Origin of the sequence: Burkholderia sp. Tr-862 (assembly GCF_011753085.1) — a bacterium.
In the GTDB taxonomy this organism is placed as follows: domain Bacteria; phylum Pseudomonadota; class Gammaproteobacteria; order Burkholderiales; family Burkholderiaceae; genus Burkholderia; species Burkholderia ambifaria.
In genome coordinates this window covers 1-19,577 of the sequence record NZ_VWWG01000126.1, presented here as the reverse complement: position 1 = coordinate 19,577, position 19,577 = coordinate 1, and the positions used below count along the sequence as shown (strand labels likewise).

The 19,577-nt window shown below is 68.1% G+C and carries 14 protein-coding genes, 1 tRNA gene and 1 pseudogene; 6 read left to right on the top strand and 10 right to left on the bottom strand.

Annotated elements, in window-relative coordinates; translation table 11 throughout:
- The coding region (locus F3J14_RS25765; protein ID WP_348772018.1) for a BadF/BadG/BcrA/BcrD ATPase family protein at positions 1-399 on the bottom strand (399 nt) is incomplete at its 3' end.
- A 141-nt stretch (positions 400-540) separates the two neighbouring features.
- Here F3J14_RS25765 and F3J14_RS25760 point away from each other — a divergent pair.
- Positions 541-1,146 (top strand): DNA-3-methyladenine glycosylase I, encoded by a 606-nt coding sequence (locus tag F3J14_RS25760; RefSeq protein WP_166725375.1) that lies wholly within the window; start codon positions 541-543, stop codon positions 1,144-1,146.
- A gap of 20 nt (positions 1,147-1,166) precedes the next feature.
- Positions 1,167-1,399: pseudogene (locus tag F3J14_RS25755) on the top strand (hypothetical protein); the annotation flags it as partial.
- A gap of 275 nt (positions 1,400-1,674) precedes the next feature.
- Here F3J14_RS25755 and rpsU read toward each other — a convergent pair.
- Positions 1,675-1,887, bottom strand: a complete 213-nt coding sequence (gene rpsU, locus F3J14_RS25750; RefSeq protein WP_006401410.1) for a 30S ribosomal protein S21 — start codon at positions 1,885-1,887, stop codon at positions 1,675-1,677.
- Between the two features lie 542 nt (positions 1,888-2,429).
- Here rpsU and F3J14_RS25745 point away from each other — a divergent pair.
- The 3 genes from F3J14_RS25745 (at position 2,430) to F3J14_RS25735 (ending at position 5,201) form a co-directional block, all read left to right on the top strand.
- Positions 2,430-3,254 carry a flagellin domain-containing protein gene (locus tag F3J14_RS25745; RefSeq protein ID WP_166725374.1) on the top strand — a complete coding sequence of 275 codons (825 nt, stop codon included), beginning with the start codon at positions 2,430-2,432 and terminating at the stop codon, positions 3,252-3,254.
- A gap of 187 nt (positions 3,255-3,441) precedes the next feature.
- Complete coding sequence (gene fliD, locus F3J14_RS25740) at positions 3,442-4,869, top strand: flagellar filament capping protein FliD (protein ID WP_166725373.1); 1,428 nt, start codon at positions 3,442-3,444, stop codon at positions 4,867-4,869.
- Positions 4,870-4,904: 35 nt separating this feature from the next.
- Positions 4,905-5,201, top strand: a complete 297-nt coding sequence (locus tag F3J14_RS25735) for a flagellar protein FliT (protein ID WP_166725372.1) — start codon at positions 4,905-4,907, stop codon at positions 5,199-5,201.
- A 147-nt stretch (positions 5,202-5,348) separates the two neighbouring features.
- Here F3J14_RS25735 and F3J14_RS25730 read toward each other — a convergent pair whose 3' ends face one another.
- From F3J14_RS25730 to F3J14_RS25695, 8 genes are all read right to left on the bottom strand, one after another.
- Positions 5,349-7,613, bottom strand: coding sequence for a tetratricopeptide repeat protein (locus F3J14_RS25730; protein ID WP_166725371.1), 2,265 nt, complete (start codon positions 7,611-7,613; stop codon positions 5,349-5,351).
- Entirely contained in the window at positions 7,610-10,096 is a 2,487-nt protein-coding gene (locus F3J14_RS25725; RefSeq protein WP_166725370.1) for a tetratricopeptide repeat protein, read from the bottom strand. The genes F3J14_RS25730 and F3J14_RS25725 overlap by 4 nt, the downstream gene beginning before the upstream one ends.
- Complete coding sequence (locus F3J14_RS25720; protein WP_166725369.1) at positions 10,093-12,594, bottom strand: tetratricopeptide repeat protein; 2,502 nt, start codon at positions 12,592-12,594, stop codon at positions 10,093-10,095. The genes F3J14_RS25725 and F3J14_RS25720 overlap by 4 nt, the downstream gene beginning before the upstream one ends.
- 12 nt (positions 12,595-12,606) lie before the next feature.
- A complete protein-coding gene (locus F3J14_RS25715) occupies positions 12,607-13,812 on the bottom strand; it encodes a class I SAM-dependent methyltransferase (RefSeq protein WP_166725368.1) in 1,206 nt (401 codons plus the stop codon).
- Positions 13,809-14,750: a UDP-glucuronic acid decarboxylase family protein gene (locus F3J14_RS25710; protein ID WP_348772016.1), complete on the bottom strand. Its 942-nt coding sequence runs from the start codon at positions 14,748-14,750 to the stop codon at positions 13,809-13,811. The genes F3J14_RS25715 and F3J14_RS25710 overlap by 4 nt, the downstream gene beginning before the upstream one ends.
- Positions 14,747-16,543 carry a glycosyltransferase family 41 protein gene (locus F3J14_RS25705; protein ID WP_166725366.1) on the bottom strand — a complete coding sequence of 599 codons (1,797 nt, stop codon included), beginning with the start codon at positions 16,541-16,543 and terminating at the stop codon, positions 14,747-14,749. The genes F3J14_RS25710 and F3J14_RS25705 overlap by 4 nt, the downstream gene beginning before the upstream one ends.
- 376 nt (positions 16,544-16,919) lie before the next feature.
- The gene (locus F3J14_RS25700) at positions 16,920-18,503 is read right to left on the bottom strand and encodes a TIGR04222 domain-containing membrane protein (RefSeq protein ID WP_166725365.1); all 1,584 of its coding nucleotides are present in this window, start codon (positions 18,501-18,503) and stop codon (positions 16,920-16,922) included.
- Between the two features lie 249 nt (positions 18,504-18,752).
- Positions 18,753-18,828 (bottom strand) — tRNA-Arg (locus F3J14_RS25695).
- Positions 18,829-19,081: 253 nt separating this feature from the next.
- Between F3J14_RS25695 and F3J14_RS25690 the strand changes: the two genes are divergently transcribed.
- A partial coding sequence (locus tag F3J14_RS25690) for a c-type cytochrome (protein WP_166725364.1) occupies positions 19,082-19,577 on the top strand: 496 nt, incomplete at its 3' end.

Below are 19,577 nucleotides of genomic sequence, written 5' to 3'. Positions count from 1 at the left end.
CGCCGCGGCGGGCGCCGCCGCGATGCTGCCCGTGCCGAGTGCGACGATGAGCCCCGGCGCGCCGCCGTGCGCGCCGACGACGGTCGTGTAGGCGTCGCTCTCGATCGCAAGCGCGCCGAGCGGCGCCTGCGCGCGGAACGCGGCGAGCCACGCGGCATTGTTGACGCCCGCGAGCCCGCAGCCGAGCGCGCACTGGGCCCAGTCGAACGCGAGCCCCGCCCGCGTGAACGCGTCGGCACAGGCCGCGCCGATCGACGCCCACGCCCGCTCGATGCCGAGGCCGAGCCCCGAGGGGCCGCCGCGACCCTGCGCGAGCTCGCGCCCGTGCCGGTCGGCCAGTACCGCGCGGGTGCCGGTGCCGCCGCCGTCGATGCCGATCGCAAAAAGTAATGCCGTCATGCGTTGATCCTGCTGATTCGAACAGGCGCCAAGCTTAACCGGATCGGCGCCGTGCGCCCATCTGCCGTTCGGCCAGCTATGCCGTGAATGGGCCTTCCGCTATGCTGGCACGATCGAATCGACACTGGAACGAGGCTGACGATGTCGCAGCGGTGCAACTGGGTACGGACGGAAGCGGATGCTCACTATCACGATACCGAGTGGGGTGTGCCGTCACATGACGATCGCCACCTGTTCGAAATGCTGATTCTGGAAGGCGCGCAGGCGGGGCTGTCGTGGTCGACGATCCTGAACAAGCGCGCCGGCTATCGCGAGGCGTTCGCCGACTTCGATGTCGACGCGGTCGCGCGCTTCACGCCGAAGCACATCGAGAAGCTGCTCGAGAATCCCGGCATCGTGCGCAATCGCGCGAAGGTCCAGTCCGCGGTGACCAATGCACTGGCCGTGCAGCGCATTCGCGACGAACACGGGTCGCTCGCGCACTTCCTGTGGTCGTTCGTCGATCACATGCCGGTGCAGAACGCATGGCAGTCGTATCGGGACGCGCCCGCGTCGACCGCCCAGTCCGACGCGCTCAGCAAGGCGCTGAAGGCGTACGGCTGCAAGTTCGTCGGCTCGACGATCTGCTATGCGCTGATGCAGGCAACCGGGATGGTCAACGACCACGAGGCAGGCTGCCCGTGTCACGCCAAATGCGCGGCGCTCGGCGGCAAGCAGCAGCCGGCACGGCACCGCAAGGCAGGCTGACGGCGACGGAGCCGCCGCACGCGGCCGGCGGCCTCGACGCACCAGGCTTCCTGGTCGTCAGCGCCGGCGCGCGCTACCTGACGCACATCGGCTGCCGCGACGTGACGCTGCGCGCATTGATCGGCAACGTGCTGAACCGCCGCTATCGGGAAAACCAGTACGCCGATTCGCCGCTATCGCGAAAACCAGTACGCCGATTACGTGAAGCCGGGCAATCCGCACGGTGAGCCCGAGCGCGAAGATCGACTTCTGAGCGAACCCGGGGCGGCCGGGGCCTACCGGCAACCCCGTCGAATCCGCCTTCCTGCCGTCAGGCGCTCAGGTCACAGCTGAACAGGAGCCGTTACAGCCGCCCGCCGCCCGCCGCCCGCCGCGAGACCGAGACCGAGACCGAGACCGAGACCGGAGGCCAAAGCCTGAGCCCGAAGCTCAGGACCGCCGACCCTTTTCCAGCCCCGAAAAGCAAAACGGCGGAGCGGCTTCTTTCGAAGCACGCTCCGCCGTTTCGCGGCGAACCGACAGACGCTCTTAGTGGAGCTTCTTCGGCAGCATCTGGCTGCGCAGGCGCTTGTGCAGGCGCTTGACGGCTGCTGCCTTCTTGCGCTTGCGGACTGCGGTCGGCTTTTCGTAGGACTGGCGTTCGCGCAGTTCAGCGATCAGGCCATTTTTTTCGATAGCACGGCGAAAGCGGCGAATCGCCACTTCGAACGGCTCGTTTTCTTTCAGAAGAATCGTCGTCATGTCGTTCCTAAATTGCTTAAACGGTCAAAAACGTAGCGGCCAAGCGCCACGCACCGGCCATCCGGGCGTCCCCACAACAGGCGAAACGAGCGGAAATACGGCCTCGGAGGCCGGAAAAGAGAGGCGGAAAGCACCGCGGGTACGCTTCACAAGCCACGTGCAGCGCCGCGTTTGACTGCCAGCAAGAATGCCGAGACGGCACAGGCTTGACAGAAAATCTCAATTCAGCCCGCCATCATATCAGGAAATCACAGACAAAACCATCCTTTTGTCGATCCCGGTTGGTCGTCCGATGCGGCGCGGCCACACAAGCCGCCCAAGGAGCCCCTCGCGCGCGCCCGGCCAAAATCGCTGCCGGCCATGCCGGGCGCGGACTTCACGGCGACGCGACTCTTCGGTCCCGAATTTCCTCGAACATCCCTCTAAAGTTTTCGCCGGGTGCCGCCGTCAACCAGGAAAGGCGGGCAGCGCCACTCGCGATAAAGCGCAACGCCGAAAACGACCCTGTCTGTACTCAGGCATTTTCCAAAACGAGGAAGCAAATGCTGAACATCAATACCAACATCCTTTCGCTGACGACGCAGACGAATCTGTCGGGCTCGCAAAGCGCACTGTCGCAAGCGATCAACCGCCTGTCGTCGGGCAAGCGCGTGAACACGGCAGCCGACGACGCGGCAGGTCTCGCGATCTCGACGTCGCAAACGGCCGCGATCAACGCGCTGACGCAAGGCGTCTCGAACGCGAACAACGGCATCTCGATGATCCAGACCGCAGCCGGCGCACTGCAGTCGACCGTCGACAACCTGCAGCGTATCCGTACGCTGGCAGTCGAAGCAGGCGACGGCTCGCTGGACTCGAACGCACGTACGAACCTGCAAGCTGAAGTCACGACGCGTCTGGGCGAAATCGACCGCGTGGCAACGCAAACGACGTTCAACGGTCAGACCATCCTGAGCGCGGCCAGCAATGTCACGTTCCAGGTCGGTGCGTCGGCGAACCAGACGGTTGCCGTCGACTTCGGCTCGACCGTGTGGACGAGCACGGGCGGTGGCCTGAGCCTGGCCAGCCTGTCGGTCAGCGACCAGACGAGTGCACAGTCGGCGATCACGTCGATCGACGCGGCACTGAAGAACGTCAACACGTTCCAGGCAACGCTGGGTGCAGCACAGAACACGTTCCAGGCTGCGATCTCGACGACGCAGACGCAAGCCACCAACATGAGCGCAGCGCGTTCGCAGATCACCGACGCGGACTTCGCGACGGAAACGGCGAACCTGAGCAAGGCGCAAGTGCTGCAGCAAGCCGGCATCTCGGTGCTCGCGCAAGCGAACTCGCTGCCGCAGCAGGTCCTGAAGCTCCTGCAGTAATCGGGAACATCCGCGCCGGGCTCGCCGCCCGCGCGCACGGCGTCGTCCGCGTTGCGGCGCGCGACGGCGCCGGTTCGGTACACCGGACCCGACACTCCAGGGAGGCTTGCCTCCCTGCTTGCATTGAAATCGAAGCACGGCGACCTGCCGGAACGCGCGCGACTGCGCAAACGACTGGAGCACCCGCATGACCACGACGAGCACGAGCACAGGCACGACCGATATCGGCAGTCTTCTGGCGCAGGCCGGACAATCGATCATCAGCGGCGCGACCAATTCGACGCTCGACGTCAGTTCGCTCGTGTCCGCGCTGGTCACGGCCAAGACGGCCGGTCAGACACAAACCCTCACGACCAAGCAGACGCGCGACAACACCGAGCTGTCCGCGGTCGGCAAACTGAAATCGGCGCTGTCCGCGCTGCAGACCGCGATCGCCGGTCTCGCGAACGGCTCGACGCTGAGCGGCCTCGCGGCGACCGCGAGCGGCAACGGCATCACCGCGTCGGTCAAGAGCGGCGGCGGGGCGGTGGCCGGCTCGTACGCGGTCAACGTCACGCAGCTCGCGAGCGCGAACAAGCTGTCGTCGGCGGGCATCACTGCGACGGACACGATCGCGGCCGGCTCGCTGAGCATCACGCTCGGCAGCAACGCGGCATTCAACGTCAACGTCGCGGCCGGCGCGTCGCTGTCCGACATCGCGACCTCGATCAATACGACGGCCGGCAACCCGGGCGTCACCGCGTCGGTCATCACCGGCTCGGACGGCCAGCATCTCGTGATCCAGTCGAACAACACCGGCGCGACCAACACGGTGTCGGTGAGCGGCACCGGCGTCAACGCGAAGCTGACGTCGGGCTACTCCACCGTGACCAAGGCCGCGGACGCGCAATTGACCGTCGACGGCACGCCGGTGAGCAGCGCGTCCAACAGCGTGTCAGGCGTGCTGACGGGCGTCACGCTGAACCTGACGCCGGCCGCGCTGAACACGACCCAGACGGTCACGCTGTCGCCCGACACGACGGCCACGACGAGCGCGATCAACGCATTCGTCAACGCATACAACGGCTACGTGACGACCGCGCAATCGCTGTCGTCGTACGATCCGAACACGTCGACGGCAGGCCCCTTGCTCGGCGACTCGATGCTCAACACGATCTCGAACGGTCTCGCGAGCGCGATCAGCGGCGGCGTCAAGACGGGCAGCCCGAGCACGACCTATTCGCTCGCGGCGATCGGCATCAACCTGCAGGCCGACGGGACGCTGCAGGTCGACTCGACCGCGCTGAACACCGCGCTCACGTCGAACAGCCCGGCCGTCGCCGCGCTGTTCAACACGACGAACGGCGTCGGCCAGACGCTGAACAAGCTGGTCAACACGTACACGCAGACGAACGGCCTGATCGACCAGCGCACCACGGCGCTCAATGCGGACCTGAAGAACCTGTCCAACCAGGCGACGCAGCTGAAGAACTATTCGGATCAGCTGACCACGCAGTACAACGCGCAGTTCACCGCGCTGAACAACCTGATGGCGACGATGGCGAACAACACGAAGTACCTGACCCAGCTGTTCGGCGGCACGAACAGCGCCGGCGCGCTCGCCACCAACAAGTAAGCCGCCTTTTCGCGGGACACATCCGGACGACGACCATGACGACCGATACGCTGAATCAAGCGCTCCACCTGACCCACGCGATGCAGTCGGCCACCGCGCTGCGCGACTGGGAACGCGTCGCGGCGCTGGCCGACGCGCGCTCGCCGCTGTTGATGGGGCTGTCGCCCGAGCAGACGCCGGAGGCGCTCGACACGATCCGGCGGATCATGGATATCGACGCGTCGATCGCTCAGGACGCGCAGGCCGATCGCGATCAGCTCGTGCAGCAATTCACCGCATCGCGCGAACGAATTCGCGCGGCCGGCCTCTATCAGGCGACCGGCATGCTGTAAGCCCACGAACAACAACGCGCGCCGCCGTCGAGCGCGCGCCGATGTCGTAACGTCGAGCCGCCTTTGGGCGGCCATTTTTTTGCGCGAAGGAAACAGGAACGGCACGGATGCAAATCCGCACCGCGCCGGATCGGCTGCGCGGATCGACTAGTGCGCGGCGGCCGCCGCCGCGTCGACCATCTGCGCGAACGCCGCTTCGAGATGGCGGGCGAAGCGCGGCGCATCGCACAGCGGCGAGCGCAGCAGCCGCTCGCGCAGCCCGGCCCGCACGGCCGCGACATGCGGCGGGCCCTGCGCGAACGCGGCCGCCTTCGCGACATAGTCGTCGTCGTTGTCCGCGATCCATTCGGGCATCCCGAGCGTATGCAGGATGCTTTCGCCGATATGCGACAGGAAGCGGTCACCGCGCCGCGTGATGAACGGCGCGCCCATCCACAGTCCTTCCATGCTCGTCGTGCCGCCCGGATACGGGAACGGATCGAGCACGATGTCGATGTCGTTGTACGTGGCGATGTGTGCGAGCCGCTTCGATCCGCCGCGCAGCAGCAGGCGCTCCGCGGGAATGCCGTGTGCCGCGAAGCGCGCGGCGATGCTCGTGCGCAGCGCGGCTTCGTCGAGCTGCGCCGACTTCAGCAACAGGCGCGAACCGGGTACCGCATGCAGCACGCGTGACCACAGCGCGACGACGGCGTCGCCGATCTTGTTCGCGTTGTTCAGGCAGCCGAACGTGACGACACCTTCGCGCCCGGCCGGCAGCGGCCCGACGTCGAGCGGCTGCGCGGGCGGCGTGAAGCACAGATAGCTGTCGGGCAGCCGCCACGGCCGCTCGACGAAGTGATGGGCTTCGCCGTCGGGCAGCACGTGACGATCGCCGATCACGTAGTCGATCGCGGCAATGCCGGTCGTCGCGAAATAGCCGAGCCAGGTCGCCTGCACCGGTGCCGGCTTCCATGCGAACAACGCCAGCCGGTTCGACGCGGTATGGCCGCTCAGGTCGACCAGCACGTCGATGCGGTCGTTGGCGATCAGGTCGGCGGCCGCGTGGTCGTCGAGCGCGGTGATGTCGCGCCACAGCGCGAAATGACGCTTGAGCGCTGCGGTCGTGTCGTCCTCCACCGACTGCGTCGCGTAGGCCACCGCCTCGACGCGCGACGGATCGAGCGCCGCGACGACGCTCAGCAGGAACACCGCGACCGGATGGGACTTCAGGTCGCCGGACACGAACCCGACACGCAACACGCGCCCGGCGGCCGGGCGCGGCACGTGCGTACGCGGCGACGCCTGCGCGGCCATCTGCGTGCCGAATTCACGCGCGCGCTCGAGCAGTTGCGCGGGCGACAGCCGGTCGGTGCCGGCCGCGTGGAACATGCGGCCAGAATGAGCATTGTGGAACGCGGGATCGACTTCGAGCGCGCGATCGTAGCTCGCGAGCCCCGCATCGAGGTGCCACATCGCGCACAGGATGTCACCCATCACCGCATGCATCTGCGCGGTCGGGTTCGGCAGCGACAGCGCGATCCGGCAACTGTCGAGCGCATCGCGCCGCTTGCCCTGCCGGACCAGCGTCTGCGCGAGATGGTGATGCAGATCGGCCCGATCGGGCGCCGCGGCCAGCGCGCGCCGCAGGCTCGCCACCGTGCCGTCGAGATCGCCCGCACGTTCGAGCGCTGCCGCGAGGTGAAACAGGCAGTCCGCTTCACCCGATTCAGCCGCGCGGGTGAGGCTCGCGATCGCGGCCTCGGGATCATCGCGCTCGAACAGCAGCACGCCGAGCGCGTGATGCGCAGCATGCAGATCCGGTTGCAGCGCGATCGCTTCGCGGTAGCACGCGATCGCCTCATCGGGCCGGCACTGCGCACGCAGTACGTTGCCCTGGTTGAAGCGGGCCTGCGCGTAGCCGGGATCGAGCGCGATCGCCTTCTCGTATGCGCGCGCCGCGGCGTCCAGTTCGCCCTTGTCCTGCAGTGCGTTACCGAGGTTGTTGAACGCCGGCGCGTAATCGGGGCGCAGCGCGAGCGCCTGCGCGCAGCTCAGCATCGCGGCATCCGCGTCGCCCGCGTCGCGCAACGCGTTGCCGAGGTTGCTGTGCGCCTCCGCATAGCCGGGCGCGAGCGCGATCGCACGCCGGTACGCCCCGATCGCATCGTCGAGCCGGCCGTGCGCGCGCAGCATATTGCCGAGGTTGTTCAGGTAGACGGGATCGGCGCGCAGCGCGATCGCGCGCTCCATCAGCGCGAGGCCGGCCGGAAACTGGCCGAGCTGGCACGCGAGCAGCCCGAGGAAGTGCGTCGCATCCGGCTGATCCGGCTCGTCGCGCCGGATCGCCTCGTACAGCACGCGAGCGTCGTCGAAGCGCCCGGCCTGATGGTGCACGAACGCCGCGTTCAGCCGTTGCGCGACAGCGCCCGTCATGCGCGTGCTCCGTCCGTGTCGCCGGCCACGTAGCGGGCCCACATCCCGTGGAACGCATCCTCGAGATTGCGTGCGAAACGCGCCGCATCGCACAGCGGCGACGCGAGCGTGCGTTCACGCAGCGTCGCGCGCAACGCCGCGAGTGCATCGCGGTCGCTCGCGAATGCGATTGCCTTCGCGAGATACGCGTCCTCGTCGGCGGCGATCCAGTCGCCCATCCCGGCCGCATGCAGCAGGCTTTCGCAGATATGCGTGACGAAGCGGCCGCCCTTCATCCCGATCACCGGCACGCCCATCCACAGCGCTTCGGCCGTCGTCGTGCCGCCAGGATAGGGAAACGGGCTCAGCGCGATGTCGATCCGGTTGTACGCGTTGAAATACTCCGCCCGCGGCGAACCGCCCTCGAGGATCAACCGCTCCGCGCCGATACCATGCCGGGCAAATCGCTCGACGGTCATCCGGCTCAGGTCGCCGCCGCTGAGCTCGTGCGCCTTCAGCATCAGGTGCGCCTTCGGCAGCGCGTGCAACAGCCTCGACCACAACGCGACGACGTCGTCGCTTACCTTCGTCAGCTTGCCGAAGCAGCCGAACGTCACGCCTGCGTTCGTATCCATCGGCAGGGGCCCGACCGCTACGTCGTAAGCCGGCGGCGTGAAGCACAGGTAGCTGTCCGGCAACCGCCACGGCTGCTCGACGAAGTGATGAGCTTCAGCGACCGGCAGCGTGTGCGCATCTCCGATGAAGTAATCGATCGCGCGGCAACCCGTCGTCGCGAAGAAGCCGAGCCAGCTCGCCTGCACGGGTGCCGGCCGGTGCGCGAACACGGGCAAGCCGCTCCAGTTCGTATGGCCGGCAAGATCGACGAGCACGTCGATGCCGTCGTCGCGAATCATCTGCGCGGCCTGCTCGCGATTCTTGCCGGTCAGCTTCTTCCAGCTCGCGAAACGTGGCTTCAGTCGTGCGGTCACGTCGTCTTCGACCACGAAAGTCACATAGGCGTGCGGCTCGATGCGCGTGCGATCGAGATACGCGAGCACGCTTTCAAGAAAGATTCCGACCGGGTGCTGCCGCAGGTCGCCCGACACAAAGCCGACGCGCAGCGGACGATTCCGGGCGAGCCGGGCGCGAGCCTCGCGGTCGTGCTCGAACGGGCCCACGCCCCGCGCCAGATGGTCGCCGTAGTGGCGCGCCTCCGCCACCCAGTCTTCCGGCGAGAAAGCCGGCGAGCTCGACATGTTGAACAGCAGACGCGCATACGCACGATGTGGTTCGTTCGCGGCGGCTTCGCGAAACGCCGCCACGGCGCCCGCAAAATCGCGCTTCGCCCATAGAATGTCGCCGAGCGTGAGCCGGATCTTCATCGGATCGATGCCGAGTGCCTGCGCGGTTTCGTACTCCTCCATCGCCTCGTCTAGCCGATCGAGCCGGAACAACACCGCCGCCAGATTGTGGTGCGCGTCCGCGTCATCCGGGTTCAGGTCGATCGCATGACGATGGCTGAGTTCCGCTGCCGCCATCCGATCGAGGTTGTGATACCCGAGGCCGAGGAAGTTGTATGCGTCCGACAGCTCGGGATCGAGTTCGATCGCCCGTCGGCACATGCGCACCGATTCCTCGTATTCGCCCTGCTGGCAACGCAGCTCGCCGAGCCGGCACCATCCCGGCGCGTAGCCGGGATCGATCTCGCACGCGCGCTCGAACAAGCGCGCCGCGCCGTCGAAGTCGTTCATGCTGCGCAGCGACCGCCCAAGCGCGCAATGGCCTTCCGCATCGTCCGGTTCGAGCCCCGCGCGCGCATGCTCGAGCGCGCCGTCGAAATCGTCGGTCGCCCGCAGCGCAACGGCGAGCCCGCGATGCGCGACGCGCAACGCAGGGTTCAGTTCGATCGCGCGACGGTAGTGCACGATCGCGTCCGCGTGCCGCTCCTGCGCGCGCAGCACGTTGCCGAGGTTGCTGTGCGCTTCCGCATACGCGGGATGGAAGGCGATCGCCTTGCCGTAGCTTGCCGCGGCCGCATCCAGCTCGCCCAGGTCCTGCAGCACGTTGCCAAGGTTGTTGTAGGCCTCCGCATAACCGGGACGCAGTTCGATCGCACGCGAACAGCTCTGCATTGCCTCGGCCGGATCGCGCGCGTCGCGCAGCGCGTTGCCGAGGTTGTTGTGCGCTTCCGGATAGTCGGGACGCAACGCCACCGCGCGACGGTAGTGCGCGATCGCGTCGTCGAGCCGCCCGCATTCGCGCAGCATGTTGCCGAGGTTGTTGAAATACGACGCGTCCGGTCGCGCGGCGAGCGAGCGCTCCATCAACGCCAGGCCCGCGTCGTACTGCTTCAGCTGGCACGCGAGCAGCCCGAGGAAGTGCATCGCGTCCGGCTGCCCGGGTTGAGTGTGCAGGATCGCGTCGTACAGCGTCTTTGCTTCGCCGAGACGCCCGGCCTGATGGTGCGCGAGGGCCTCCTGCAGGGCCTGCTGGATATCGTTCATGCTGTCTGTGCCGTTTCCGTATAGCGTGTCCACATGTCGAAGAAGGCATCTTCGAGATTGCGTGCGAAGCGTGCCGCATCGCACAGCGGCGACGCGAGCGTGCGTTCGCGCAGCGTCGCGCGCAACGCCGCCAGCCGCGCGCCGTCCTGCGCGGCCGCGACCGCCTTCGCGACATAGTCGTCCTCATCGCCGGCGATCCAGTCGGGCATCCCGGCCGCGTGCAGCAGGCTCTCGCAGATGTGCGTGACGAACCGTCCGCCCTTCATCCCGAGCACCGGCACGCCCATCCACAGCGCTTCGGCCGTCGTCGTGCCGCCCGGGTACGGGAACGGGCTCAGCGCGATATCGATCCGGTTGTACGCGTTGAAATACTCCGCGCGCGGCGATGCGCCGTCGAACAACAGCCGGCTCGCGTCGATCCCGTGCCGTGCGAAGCGCGCAACGGTCGCGTCGCGCACCGCCGCCTGTTCGAGTTCGCGCGCCTTCAGCAACAACCGTGCGCCGGGCAGCGCATGCAGCACGCGCGACCACACGCGCACGACGTCGTCGCCGAGCTTCACGAGCTTGCCGAAACAACCGAACGTGACGTGGCCGTTCGCGGCCATCGGCAGCGGGCCGACCGCGACGTCGTCGGACGGCGGCGTGAAGCACAGGTAGCTGTCGGGGAGCCGCCACGGTTGCTCGACGAAGTGATGCGCCTCGTCGGCCGGCAACGTCCGCGCGTCGCCGATGAAATAGTCGATCGCGTCGCTGCCCGTCGATGCGAAGAAGCCGAGCCAGCTCGCCTGCACGGGCGCCGGCTTCCAGCCGAATGCGGCCAGGCCGCTCGCCTGCGTATGGCCGGCGAGGTCGACGAGCACGTCGATGCCGTCGTCGTGAATCGTGCGGGCGGCCGCCTGCGGGTCACAGCCGGCGATCGAACGCCAGATGGTCGCGTGCGGCTTCAGTCGCGCGGTGATCGCGTCCGCTTCGTCCGACGTCGTGTACACGTACGGCGCAATGCGCGTGCGATCGAGATGCGCGAACACGCTTTCGACGAAGATCCCGACCGGGTGCTGCCGCAGGTCGCCCGATACGAAGCCGACCCGCAGCGGGCGCTGCAGCGCGTCGGCCGCGCGTTCGCGCACGTCATGCGTATAGCGCGTCGAACGCGCCGCGAGGTGACGGCCGTAGCGGCGCGCATCGTTCAGGTAATCGGCGGGGGACACGGTCGCCGATGCCGCGGCGGCGAACAGCAGGCGGCCGAGCACCTCCGCCGCATCGTCGCTCGCGTCGTCGCGCACCAGCGCAAGCGCATCGCGATACGCGGGCACCGCGGCGTCGACGTTGCCCTGCGCGCGCAAGATGTCGCCAAGATTCACGTACATCGACACGGTCGGGCGGCCACCCGCCAGCGCCTGCCGGCAATAGGCGAGCGCATCGGCGTGCCGCTCGCACTTGAGCAGCACGACCGACAGGTTGTGGCACGCGCCGCTGTCGGCCGGATTCAGCTCGAGCGCGGTGCGGTAGCACGCTTGCGCCGCGACGAGATCGCCCAGGCCGTGGTGAGCGTTGCCCGCCTGATTGTGCGCATCGGCGAGATCCGGTGCGATGCGGATCGCATTCTGCGCATGCACGAGCGCTTGCGCATAACGCGCCTGACGGCGGCGCACGCCGCTCAGGTTCGCATGCGCGACGGCCAGCGACGCATCGAGCGCGATCGCGCGTGCGTAGTGCGCCGCGGCGGCGTCGAGGTCGCCCGCGTCGCGCAGCACGCCCGCGTAGTTGTTGTGCAGGCTCGCGTCGCCGGACCCGGCCGCGGCGGCGCCCAGCACGCTCGCGGCTTCGTGCAGTTCGCCGAGCGCCCACAGCGACAGGCCGAGGCCGTGACACGCAGCGGGCAGCGCCGGGCTCAGTTCGATCGCGCGACGGTAGTGCACGATCGCGTCCGCGTGCCGCTCCTGCGCGCGCAGCACGTTGCCGAGGTTACTGTGCGCATCCGCATACGCGGGATGGAAGGCGATCGCCTTGCCGTAGCTTGCCGCGGCCGCATCCAGTTCGCCCAGGTCCTGCAGCACGTTGCCGAGGTTGTTGTAGGCCTCCGCGTAGCCGGGACGCAGTTCGATCGCGCGCGAGCAGCTCTGCATCGCCTCGGCCGGATCGCGCGCGTCGCGCAGCGCATTGCCGAGGTTGTTGTGCGCTTCCGGATAGTCGGGACGCAGCGCCACCGCGCGGCGGTAGTGCGCGATCGCGTCGTCGAGCCGCCCGCATTCGCGCAGCATGTTGCCGAGGTTGTTGAAGTACGACGCGTCCGGTCGCGCGACGAGCGAGCGCTCCATCAACGCCAGGCCCGCGTCGTACTGCTTCAGCTGGCACGCGAGCAGCCCGAGGAAGTGCATCGCGTCCGGCTGCCCGGGTTGAGCGTTCAGGATCGCGTCGTACAGCGCCTTCGCTTCCCCGAGACGCCCGGCCTCGTGATGCGCGAGCGCCGCTCGCAGCTGCAGTTCAATCGGCTCCATGGCGCGCGCCGCTCAATATGGATGCGGTTCGCGCCCGAAGTCGATCAGTCGGCCGTCGTGCTCGATCATCACGGCCGCGGCCGCGATCCCTTCGCGCGACATCTCGGCGACGATGTCGCGTGCGCGCCATTGCGTCGGAATGATGATCACGTCGGCCGGCACCGCCTTCAGCGCGTCGCGGAATTCGATCTTCTGGCCGGTGCCCGGCACATAGGTGCCGACCTTGTCGGGATCGGAATCGACGACGAGCGGGAAGCGCGCGGCATCGGCATCGAAGTGATGGATGAACGCGGCGGCCTTGCCCGTGCCGCCCCAGATCGCGACGCGCCGACCCGACCCGGCGAGCGCCGCGAGCTGCCCGGCGATCGCCGCGCGGTTCTCGACCGAGCGCGCCGCGAACTGCAGCGACGCGTCGGCGCGCGTGCGTGCGCGCGCGGGCACGCCGAGCCGCACCAGCGCATGGACGACTTCGCCGTCGTAGCCGTGCGCGAGCGTCACGATCTCGCCGGCGCGCGCCATCAGCGTGCGGAACGACTCCGTCGTGAACTGCGACACGTGCTCATAGAAGAAGTCGGCGAGGCGGTCCGTCTCGAACACGCGGTCGATGCACGGTACTTCCGCGAACAGCCAGCACGCGTTCGGCTGGCGCGACGCGCCCCATGCGAGCTGCTCGACGAGCTTCGCGGGTTCGGTCAGGTGTTCGAGCACATGCCGGATCACGATCGCATCGGGGCGGAATGCGGGCATGTCGGCCAATGGTTCGAACAGCCGCGCGTGGAATTCGATGCCATTGCCGGTACCCGCGCTCGCGTTCGGATCGAAGCCGGCGAAACGCCCGCCGTGGCTCGCCTGCGCGAGGCCGCGCACGAAATGGCCTTCGCCGCAGCCGATCTCGACCACCGTCGGTTCGGCCGGCAGCGTGCCGAGCAGCAGGTCGCGCGTGGCCGCGAGATGGCCTTTCCAGATCCCGCCGCTGTTGAACATCCGGTTCGGGTTGCTCTGATACGGAATCGCGTCGTAGCTGAACCGGTGGTTCCACACGTGCGAACACTGCGGGCACTGGACGAAGTCGAGCGCATGACGCGGCAGTTGGCGCGCCGCTTCGGCGGACGCGGGCCAGGCGAGCGTCGCGAGCGTGCGCTCGCCGGCCGGGAAGAACGGCGCGGCAACCGTATGCGCGCAGACGGGGCAAGGGGCGTCGATCAGGTCGGGGCTCATGCATTCACCTGTTTGCGGAAATGGGCGATCGTCTCCTTCAGGCCATCCTCGAGCGCGATGCCGGGCTGCCAGTCCAGACGCTGGCGCGCGCGGCCGATGTCGGGCCGGCGCTGCAGCGGATCGTCGGCCGGCAGCGGGCGATATTCGATGCGGCTTTTCGAACCGGTGAGCCGCAGCACGCATTCGGCCAGCTCGCGGATCGTGATCTCGCTCGGGTTGCCGAGGTTGATCGGGCCGGTGTCGTCGCCCTGGTCCATCATCCGCAACAGGCCTTCGACGAGATCGTCGACGTAGCAGAACGAGCGCGTCTGGCTGCCGTCGCCGTACAGCGTGATCGGCTCGCCGCGCAGCGCCTGCATGATGAAGTTCGACACGACGCGCCCGTCGTCTGCGCGCATGCGCGGACCGTAGGTATTGAAGATCCGCACCACGCGGATATCGACGCCATGCTGGCGGTGATAGTCGAAGAACAGCGTCTCGGCGCAGCGCTTGCCTTCGTCGTAGCACGCGCGCAGCCCGTTCGGATTCACGTTGCCCCAGTAGCTTTCCTGCTGCGGATGCTGCTGCGCGTCGCCGTACACCTCGCTCGTCGACGCCTGCAGGATGCGCGCGCCGCAGCGCTTCGCGAGACCGAGCATGTTGATCGCGCCGAGCACGGCCGTCTTCACCGTCGACACCGGGTCGCTCTGGTAGTGCACGGGGCTCGCCGGGCAGGCCATGTTGAACACGCGGTCCGCTTCGACGTAGAGCGGCAGCCACACGTCGTGGCGGATCACCTCGAAATTGACTCGGCCGATCAGGTGTTCGATGTTGCGCTTGCTGCCGGTGTGGAAGTTGTCGACGCACATCACGTCGTAGCCGGCGTGCACGAGCCGCTCGCAGAGGTGCGAGCCGAGAAAGCCCGCGCCGCCAGTGACGAGGACGGACTGGCCGTTCACGCTGCGGCTCCCGGTGCGGCGTCGACGCGGCGCACCCACATTTCGTGCAGCGCCTCCTCGAAATGACGCGCGAAGCGGGGCGCGTCGCACAGCGGCGAAGCCAGCACCTGCGCACGCAGCGTCGTGCGCAGCACGGCCAGCTCGGCCGGATTGCGCGCGAACGCGACGGCCTTCGCGACATACGTGTCGTCGTCGTCCGCGATCCATTCGGGCAGGCGCGCCGCCTGCAGCAGGCTTTCGCAGATGTGCGACAGGAACCGCGCGCCGCGGCGGCCAAGCACCGGCACGCCCATCCACAGCGCCTCGGCCGTCGTCGTGCCGCCGGGGTACGGGAACGGGCTCAGCATCAGGTCGACGCGCCGGTAGGCCGCCAGATATTCGTCGCGCGGCGACCGGCCTTCGAACAGCAGGCGCGCCGCGTCGATGCCGTGCGCGGCGAAGCGGGCCGCGAGCGCGTCCTGCTCGCGCGGGTCGTCGAGATGCGGCGCCTTGACGAACAGCCGTGCGTTCGGCACGTCGCGCAGCACGCGCGACCAGACGTCGATCACGCGATCGGTGAGCTTCGCGAGCTTGCCGAAATAGCCGAAGGTCGGATAACCGTTCGCGAGCATCGGCAGCGGGCCGCCGTCGAGCTCGACGGCCGGCGGCGTGAAGCACAGATAGCTGTCGGGCAGGTGCCACGCGCGTTCGACGAAATGCGCGGCCTCGTCGGTCGGCATCACGTGGCGGTCGCCGAGCACGTAGTCGATCGCGCGCATGCCGGTGCTCGCGAAGTAACCGGGCCAGCTCACCTGCAGCGGCGCGGGCTTCCATGCGAACAGCGGCAGGCGGTTGTGGATCGTGTGGCCGGATGCGTCGATCAGCACGTCGATGCCGTCGTCGTGAATGCGCGCGGCAGCCGCCGCGTCGTCGAGGCCGGCGAGACACGTCCACGACGCGAAGCGCGGCTTGATGCGCGCGGTCACGTCGTCCTCGATCTCGCGCGTCGGATACGCATGCAGTTCGACGCGCTCGCGCTTCACGTGCGCGAGCATCCCTTCGATGAAGTAGCCGACCGGGTGCGCCTTCAGGTCGCCCGACACGATGCCCACGCGCAGCGGCCGCCCGATGCGCGCGCTCAGGTCGACCTGCCACGTCGAGTACGGCTGCGCGCGCTGCGTGACGAGCGCATCGAAGCGCGCGGCTTCGTCGAGGTAGGCGTGCGGGTCGAACGCGTCGCTGTAGTGGTACGCGAACAGCAGGTTGCTGCGCGGCTCCGGCAGTTCCGGACGCAGCGCGACCGCGTGTTGGTACGCCTCGAGCGCGGCCGGGATCTCGTTCAGGTCGAGCAGCGCGTTGCCGAGGTTGTTGTATGCCTGCCCGTGGTCGGGCTGCAGCGCGATTACCTGGCAGAACGCGTCGACGGCCTCGCGCGCGTGGCCCGCGAGCCGCTGCGCGTTGCCGAGGTTGTTGTAGGCGTCGACGTAGCCGGGCCGCAGCTCGATCGCGAGACGGAAACACTCGGCGGCGGCGGCCGGGCGGTTGTGCGCCTGCATCACGTTGCCGAGGTTGTAGTAGTAGGTCGCGTCGGGCTTGATCTCGATCGCCGCCATGATCAGTTCCGACGCCTCGTTATACCGCCCGTACTGGTGACCGATCAGGCCGAGCAGGTGCAGCGCGTCCGCGTGCCGCGGATCGGCGTCGAGGATCCGGCGATACAGCGTCTCGGCTTCCTCGAGCCGGTCGGCCCGGTGGAGCGCCAGCGCCGCTTCGATCGTGGCGACGGGGGAGTCGGACAGCGTGAGATCAGTCATCGTGGTAAGCCAGCGTGGGTTCGGTATGGGTCGGGGAACCGTCACGCGACAGGCGCGGACGATCGCCGACGTAGATGCATTCTCTTCGGGCGAGCCCGGTTCCAATTGATGGAGGAGGCGCCCGAATTGGTCGCTGTTCTAACTACGGGGAGATCGCGCGCGACCAGCTTTCACGGCGCGAACGCTATGTGGATTGGGGGAGGCGGGAACGGCGCACTGGCTTACACATGATCGGCTGCCCGCCGTACCCGGAGCAGCGCAATGGCACCGACGCCCGGGACGACCGAGCGCGGACGTTGCTTTCAGTTGAACATACGGGCGGCCGGCGATGGCCGCGGGTGCCCGGGCTGCCTCACATCGTCCGGACCTGCGCGCATCAGCTGCTCGACGAACACCCGCCGCAACTGCTCGAGCTGCACGAGCTCGAGCTGCATGAACTCGACGACGAGCAATTCGAGCTCGAGTCGTTCGAGCTGTACGTGGAACCGGACGAGCCGCCGCCGCGCGCGGCCATGGGCGGCACCGGCGGCGGCTCCATCAGCGCCATCGAATGCGCGGCCCACGCGGTGCCGGCCAGCGCGCCCGCGCCGAACAACGCGGTTGCCCACAGCGCCGCGTCCGGTGAATCGGGTTCGTCGCGGCATGCGCGCTGGTGCGCAGCGACCGCCGTTCTCCCACCGACCGTCAGGCCGCCGCGCCCGAATCCCGTCAGGCGTCGCGTGACGATCCGGTACGCGATGGCAAACACGGCCATGCTGATGACGAGCAGCAGCACCGGCCGGCCGCGGCTCAGCCCGACCGCGAGTTTCGCCGCGCCCGTGCCGAGCACGGCCAGCGCGATCGCGCGCGAGGCCATTCGTGCGGCCCGCATCTCGCCCGCTTTCCACAGCCAGTCGCGCCCGCGCCCGCGCAGCGCGTTCGCGTAATCGGACACGCGCCGCGCGAGCAACTGACGGAACGCGCCGAAGCTGGCCTCGCCGTCCGGTAGCGCGGCCAGCCAGGCGCACTCGTCCGCATACGCACCACCCCGCGTCGGATCGACGCTGCGCACGCGCGCGCCTAGCCGCCCGGCCATCGACAGGTCGATCGCGCCCGCCTGGACGAGCGACAGCGTCGCGACCTGCACGGCCCGCGATTCGTCGCCCATGAGACAGGCGGCCTTCTCGGCCGTCAGGCCCGACGAGAAGGCTTGTGCGCGTCGGCGCCGGCAGCGGTATTCGATCTGCTGCAGCACCACGATCAGCAGCAGCGCGACGATGCAGACCGGCAGGTAGAACGCGAGAAACTGCGGCCCCGTGTAGTTCAAGACATCGAAATCGCGCGCCGATGCGGCGGTCGCGATGACGCTCGCGGCGGCGGCCGGCACGACGGCCTTCGGCAGCCGGTCGCGCCAGCTACGGCGACCTGCCGGACCGGCGGCAGACGTCGGTTCCGCCGGCCTGTCCGTGCCTGCCGCTGCCTTCGCCTTCGCCTGCGGTGATCCGGCATCGGTCGGCCGGGAATCGGGACGCGGCCAGATCGACGCGGGCGGTTCGCAGCCGAACAGGCGGCGATAGCTGTCGAGCGTGTTCTGGTAGCGCCGCGCGTACACGGCGGCTTCGTCCGGCGCGCCGGTGCCGGGCATGTGATGCAGCCGCGCGCGCAGCACGCCGGCACAGAACACGTCCCAGTACTCGAGCGTGTATTGCAGGTGGAAATGCCATGCGGCATCGACCGCGACCGACGGTGTGACCGGGTGTCCGGCTGCCTGCGCGAGAAACGCGAAGCGCTTGTACTCGTCGATCACGGCCAGTGCGTGAGCGTGCGTCCAGCCTTCCGCTTCGGCGAGGCGGCGGCTGTATGGCAGCGCGGCGTGCGGGTCGTCGGGGGAATAGGCAAGCAGGCGCGTGAGGAGTGCCTGCTGCGCATCGGTCAGCGCGCGGGCATCGCCTGCGCTCGGGAGAGACGGGATGGCTGCCATCGGGAGAGTCGGCGCGATGCGCGGACGGCCGCCGCGATCGACGCTTGGAGTTGTCGTTGCGGGGGATTCTCGCATAACGGCGCTGCAGCGAACCGGCGCGGGAAACGGGCGGTGGATGCCGGGATGCCACGGTGCTGACGAGACGACGCGACATCGGAAGCCACAGGGATTCGGCCGATTGCGCAATTCAGCGCTTCAGCGAATTCGGGAAAACGGATTGCGAAATTCGGTGCCTGGAATCAGGCCATTTGGCGCGCCCGGCTGGGATCGAACCAGCAACCCCTGCCTTCGGAGGGCAGTACTCTATCCATTGAGCTACGGGCGCGTGTGACAGTGAAACGACCCCGATAAACCGGCCGCCCACCATTGGCAAGACGGCAAGGATACCCGGTTTCCCATGACGCGTCCACCTTGCCCGCCCGAATCCCCACCCGGCCCCCTTTCGTGCGGGTAAACACGCGCCTTCGCACCGCTCGCCGTGATGTAAACGTTCCGTCTATAATCGTCCGTGCTTCATTGGACTGCCATTTTGCCGTTGCACCGCGCTCACAATTCCTATTAATGGAGACGAGGCAAGCATGAGCGAAGCACCCCACGAATCTCCCGTCAAAACTCCCGGGCAGCTGATTGCCGTTGTCATCGCATCATTCGCGATTCCGATCGCCGTGATCGTCCTGTTTGCCACCTATGCCAACCATGCGTTCCGTGCGGGCGCAGGCACGGACGCGCTCTCCGACGAACAAGTCGCCGCGCGCATCGCACCGATCGCGAAGGTCGACGTGAAGGACGCCAATGCGCCCCGCACGTACAAGACCGGCGAGCAAGTCTACAAGGCCGTGTGCGTGACCTGTCACGGCACGGGCGCCGCCGGCGCGCCGAAGTTCGGCAACAAGGACGACTGGGCGCCGCGCATCTCGCAGGGCTTCGACACGCTGCTGAAGACGGCGCTGTCGGGCAAGGGCGCGATGCCGCCGCGCGGCGGCACGAGCCCCGACGACGTCAGCGACTATGAAATCGCGCGTGCGATCGTCTACATGGCGAACAACGACGGCGCGAACTTCCCCGAGCCGGCTA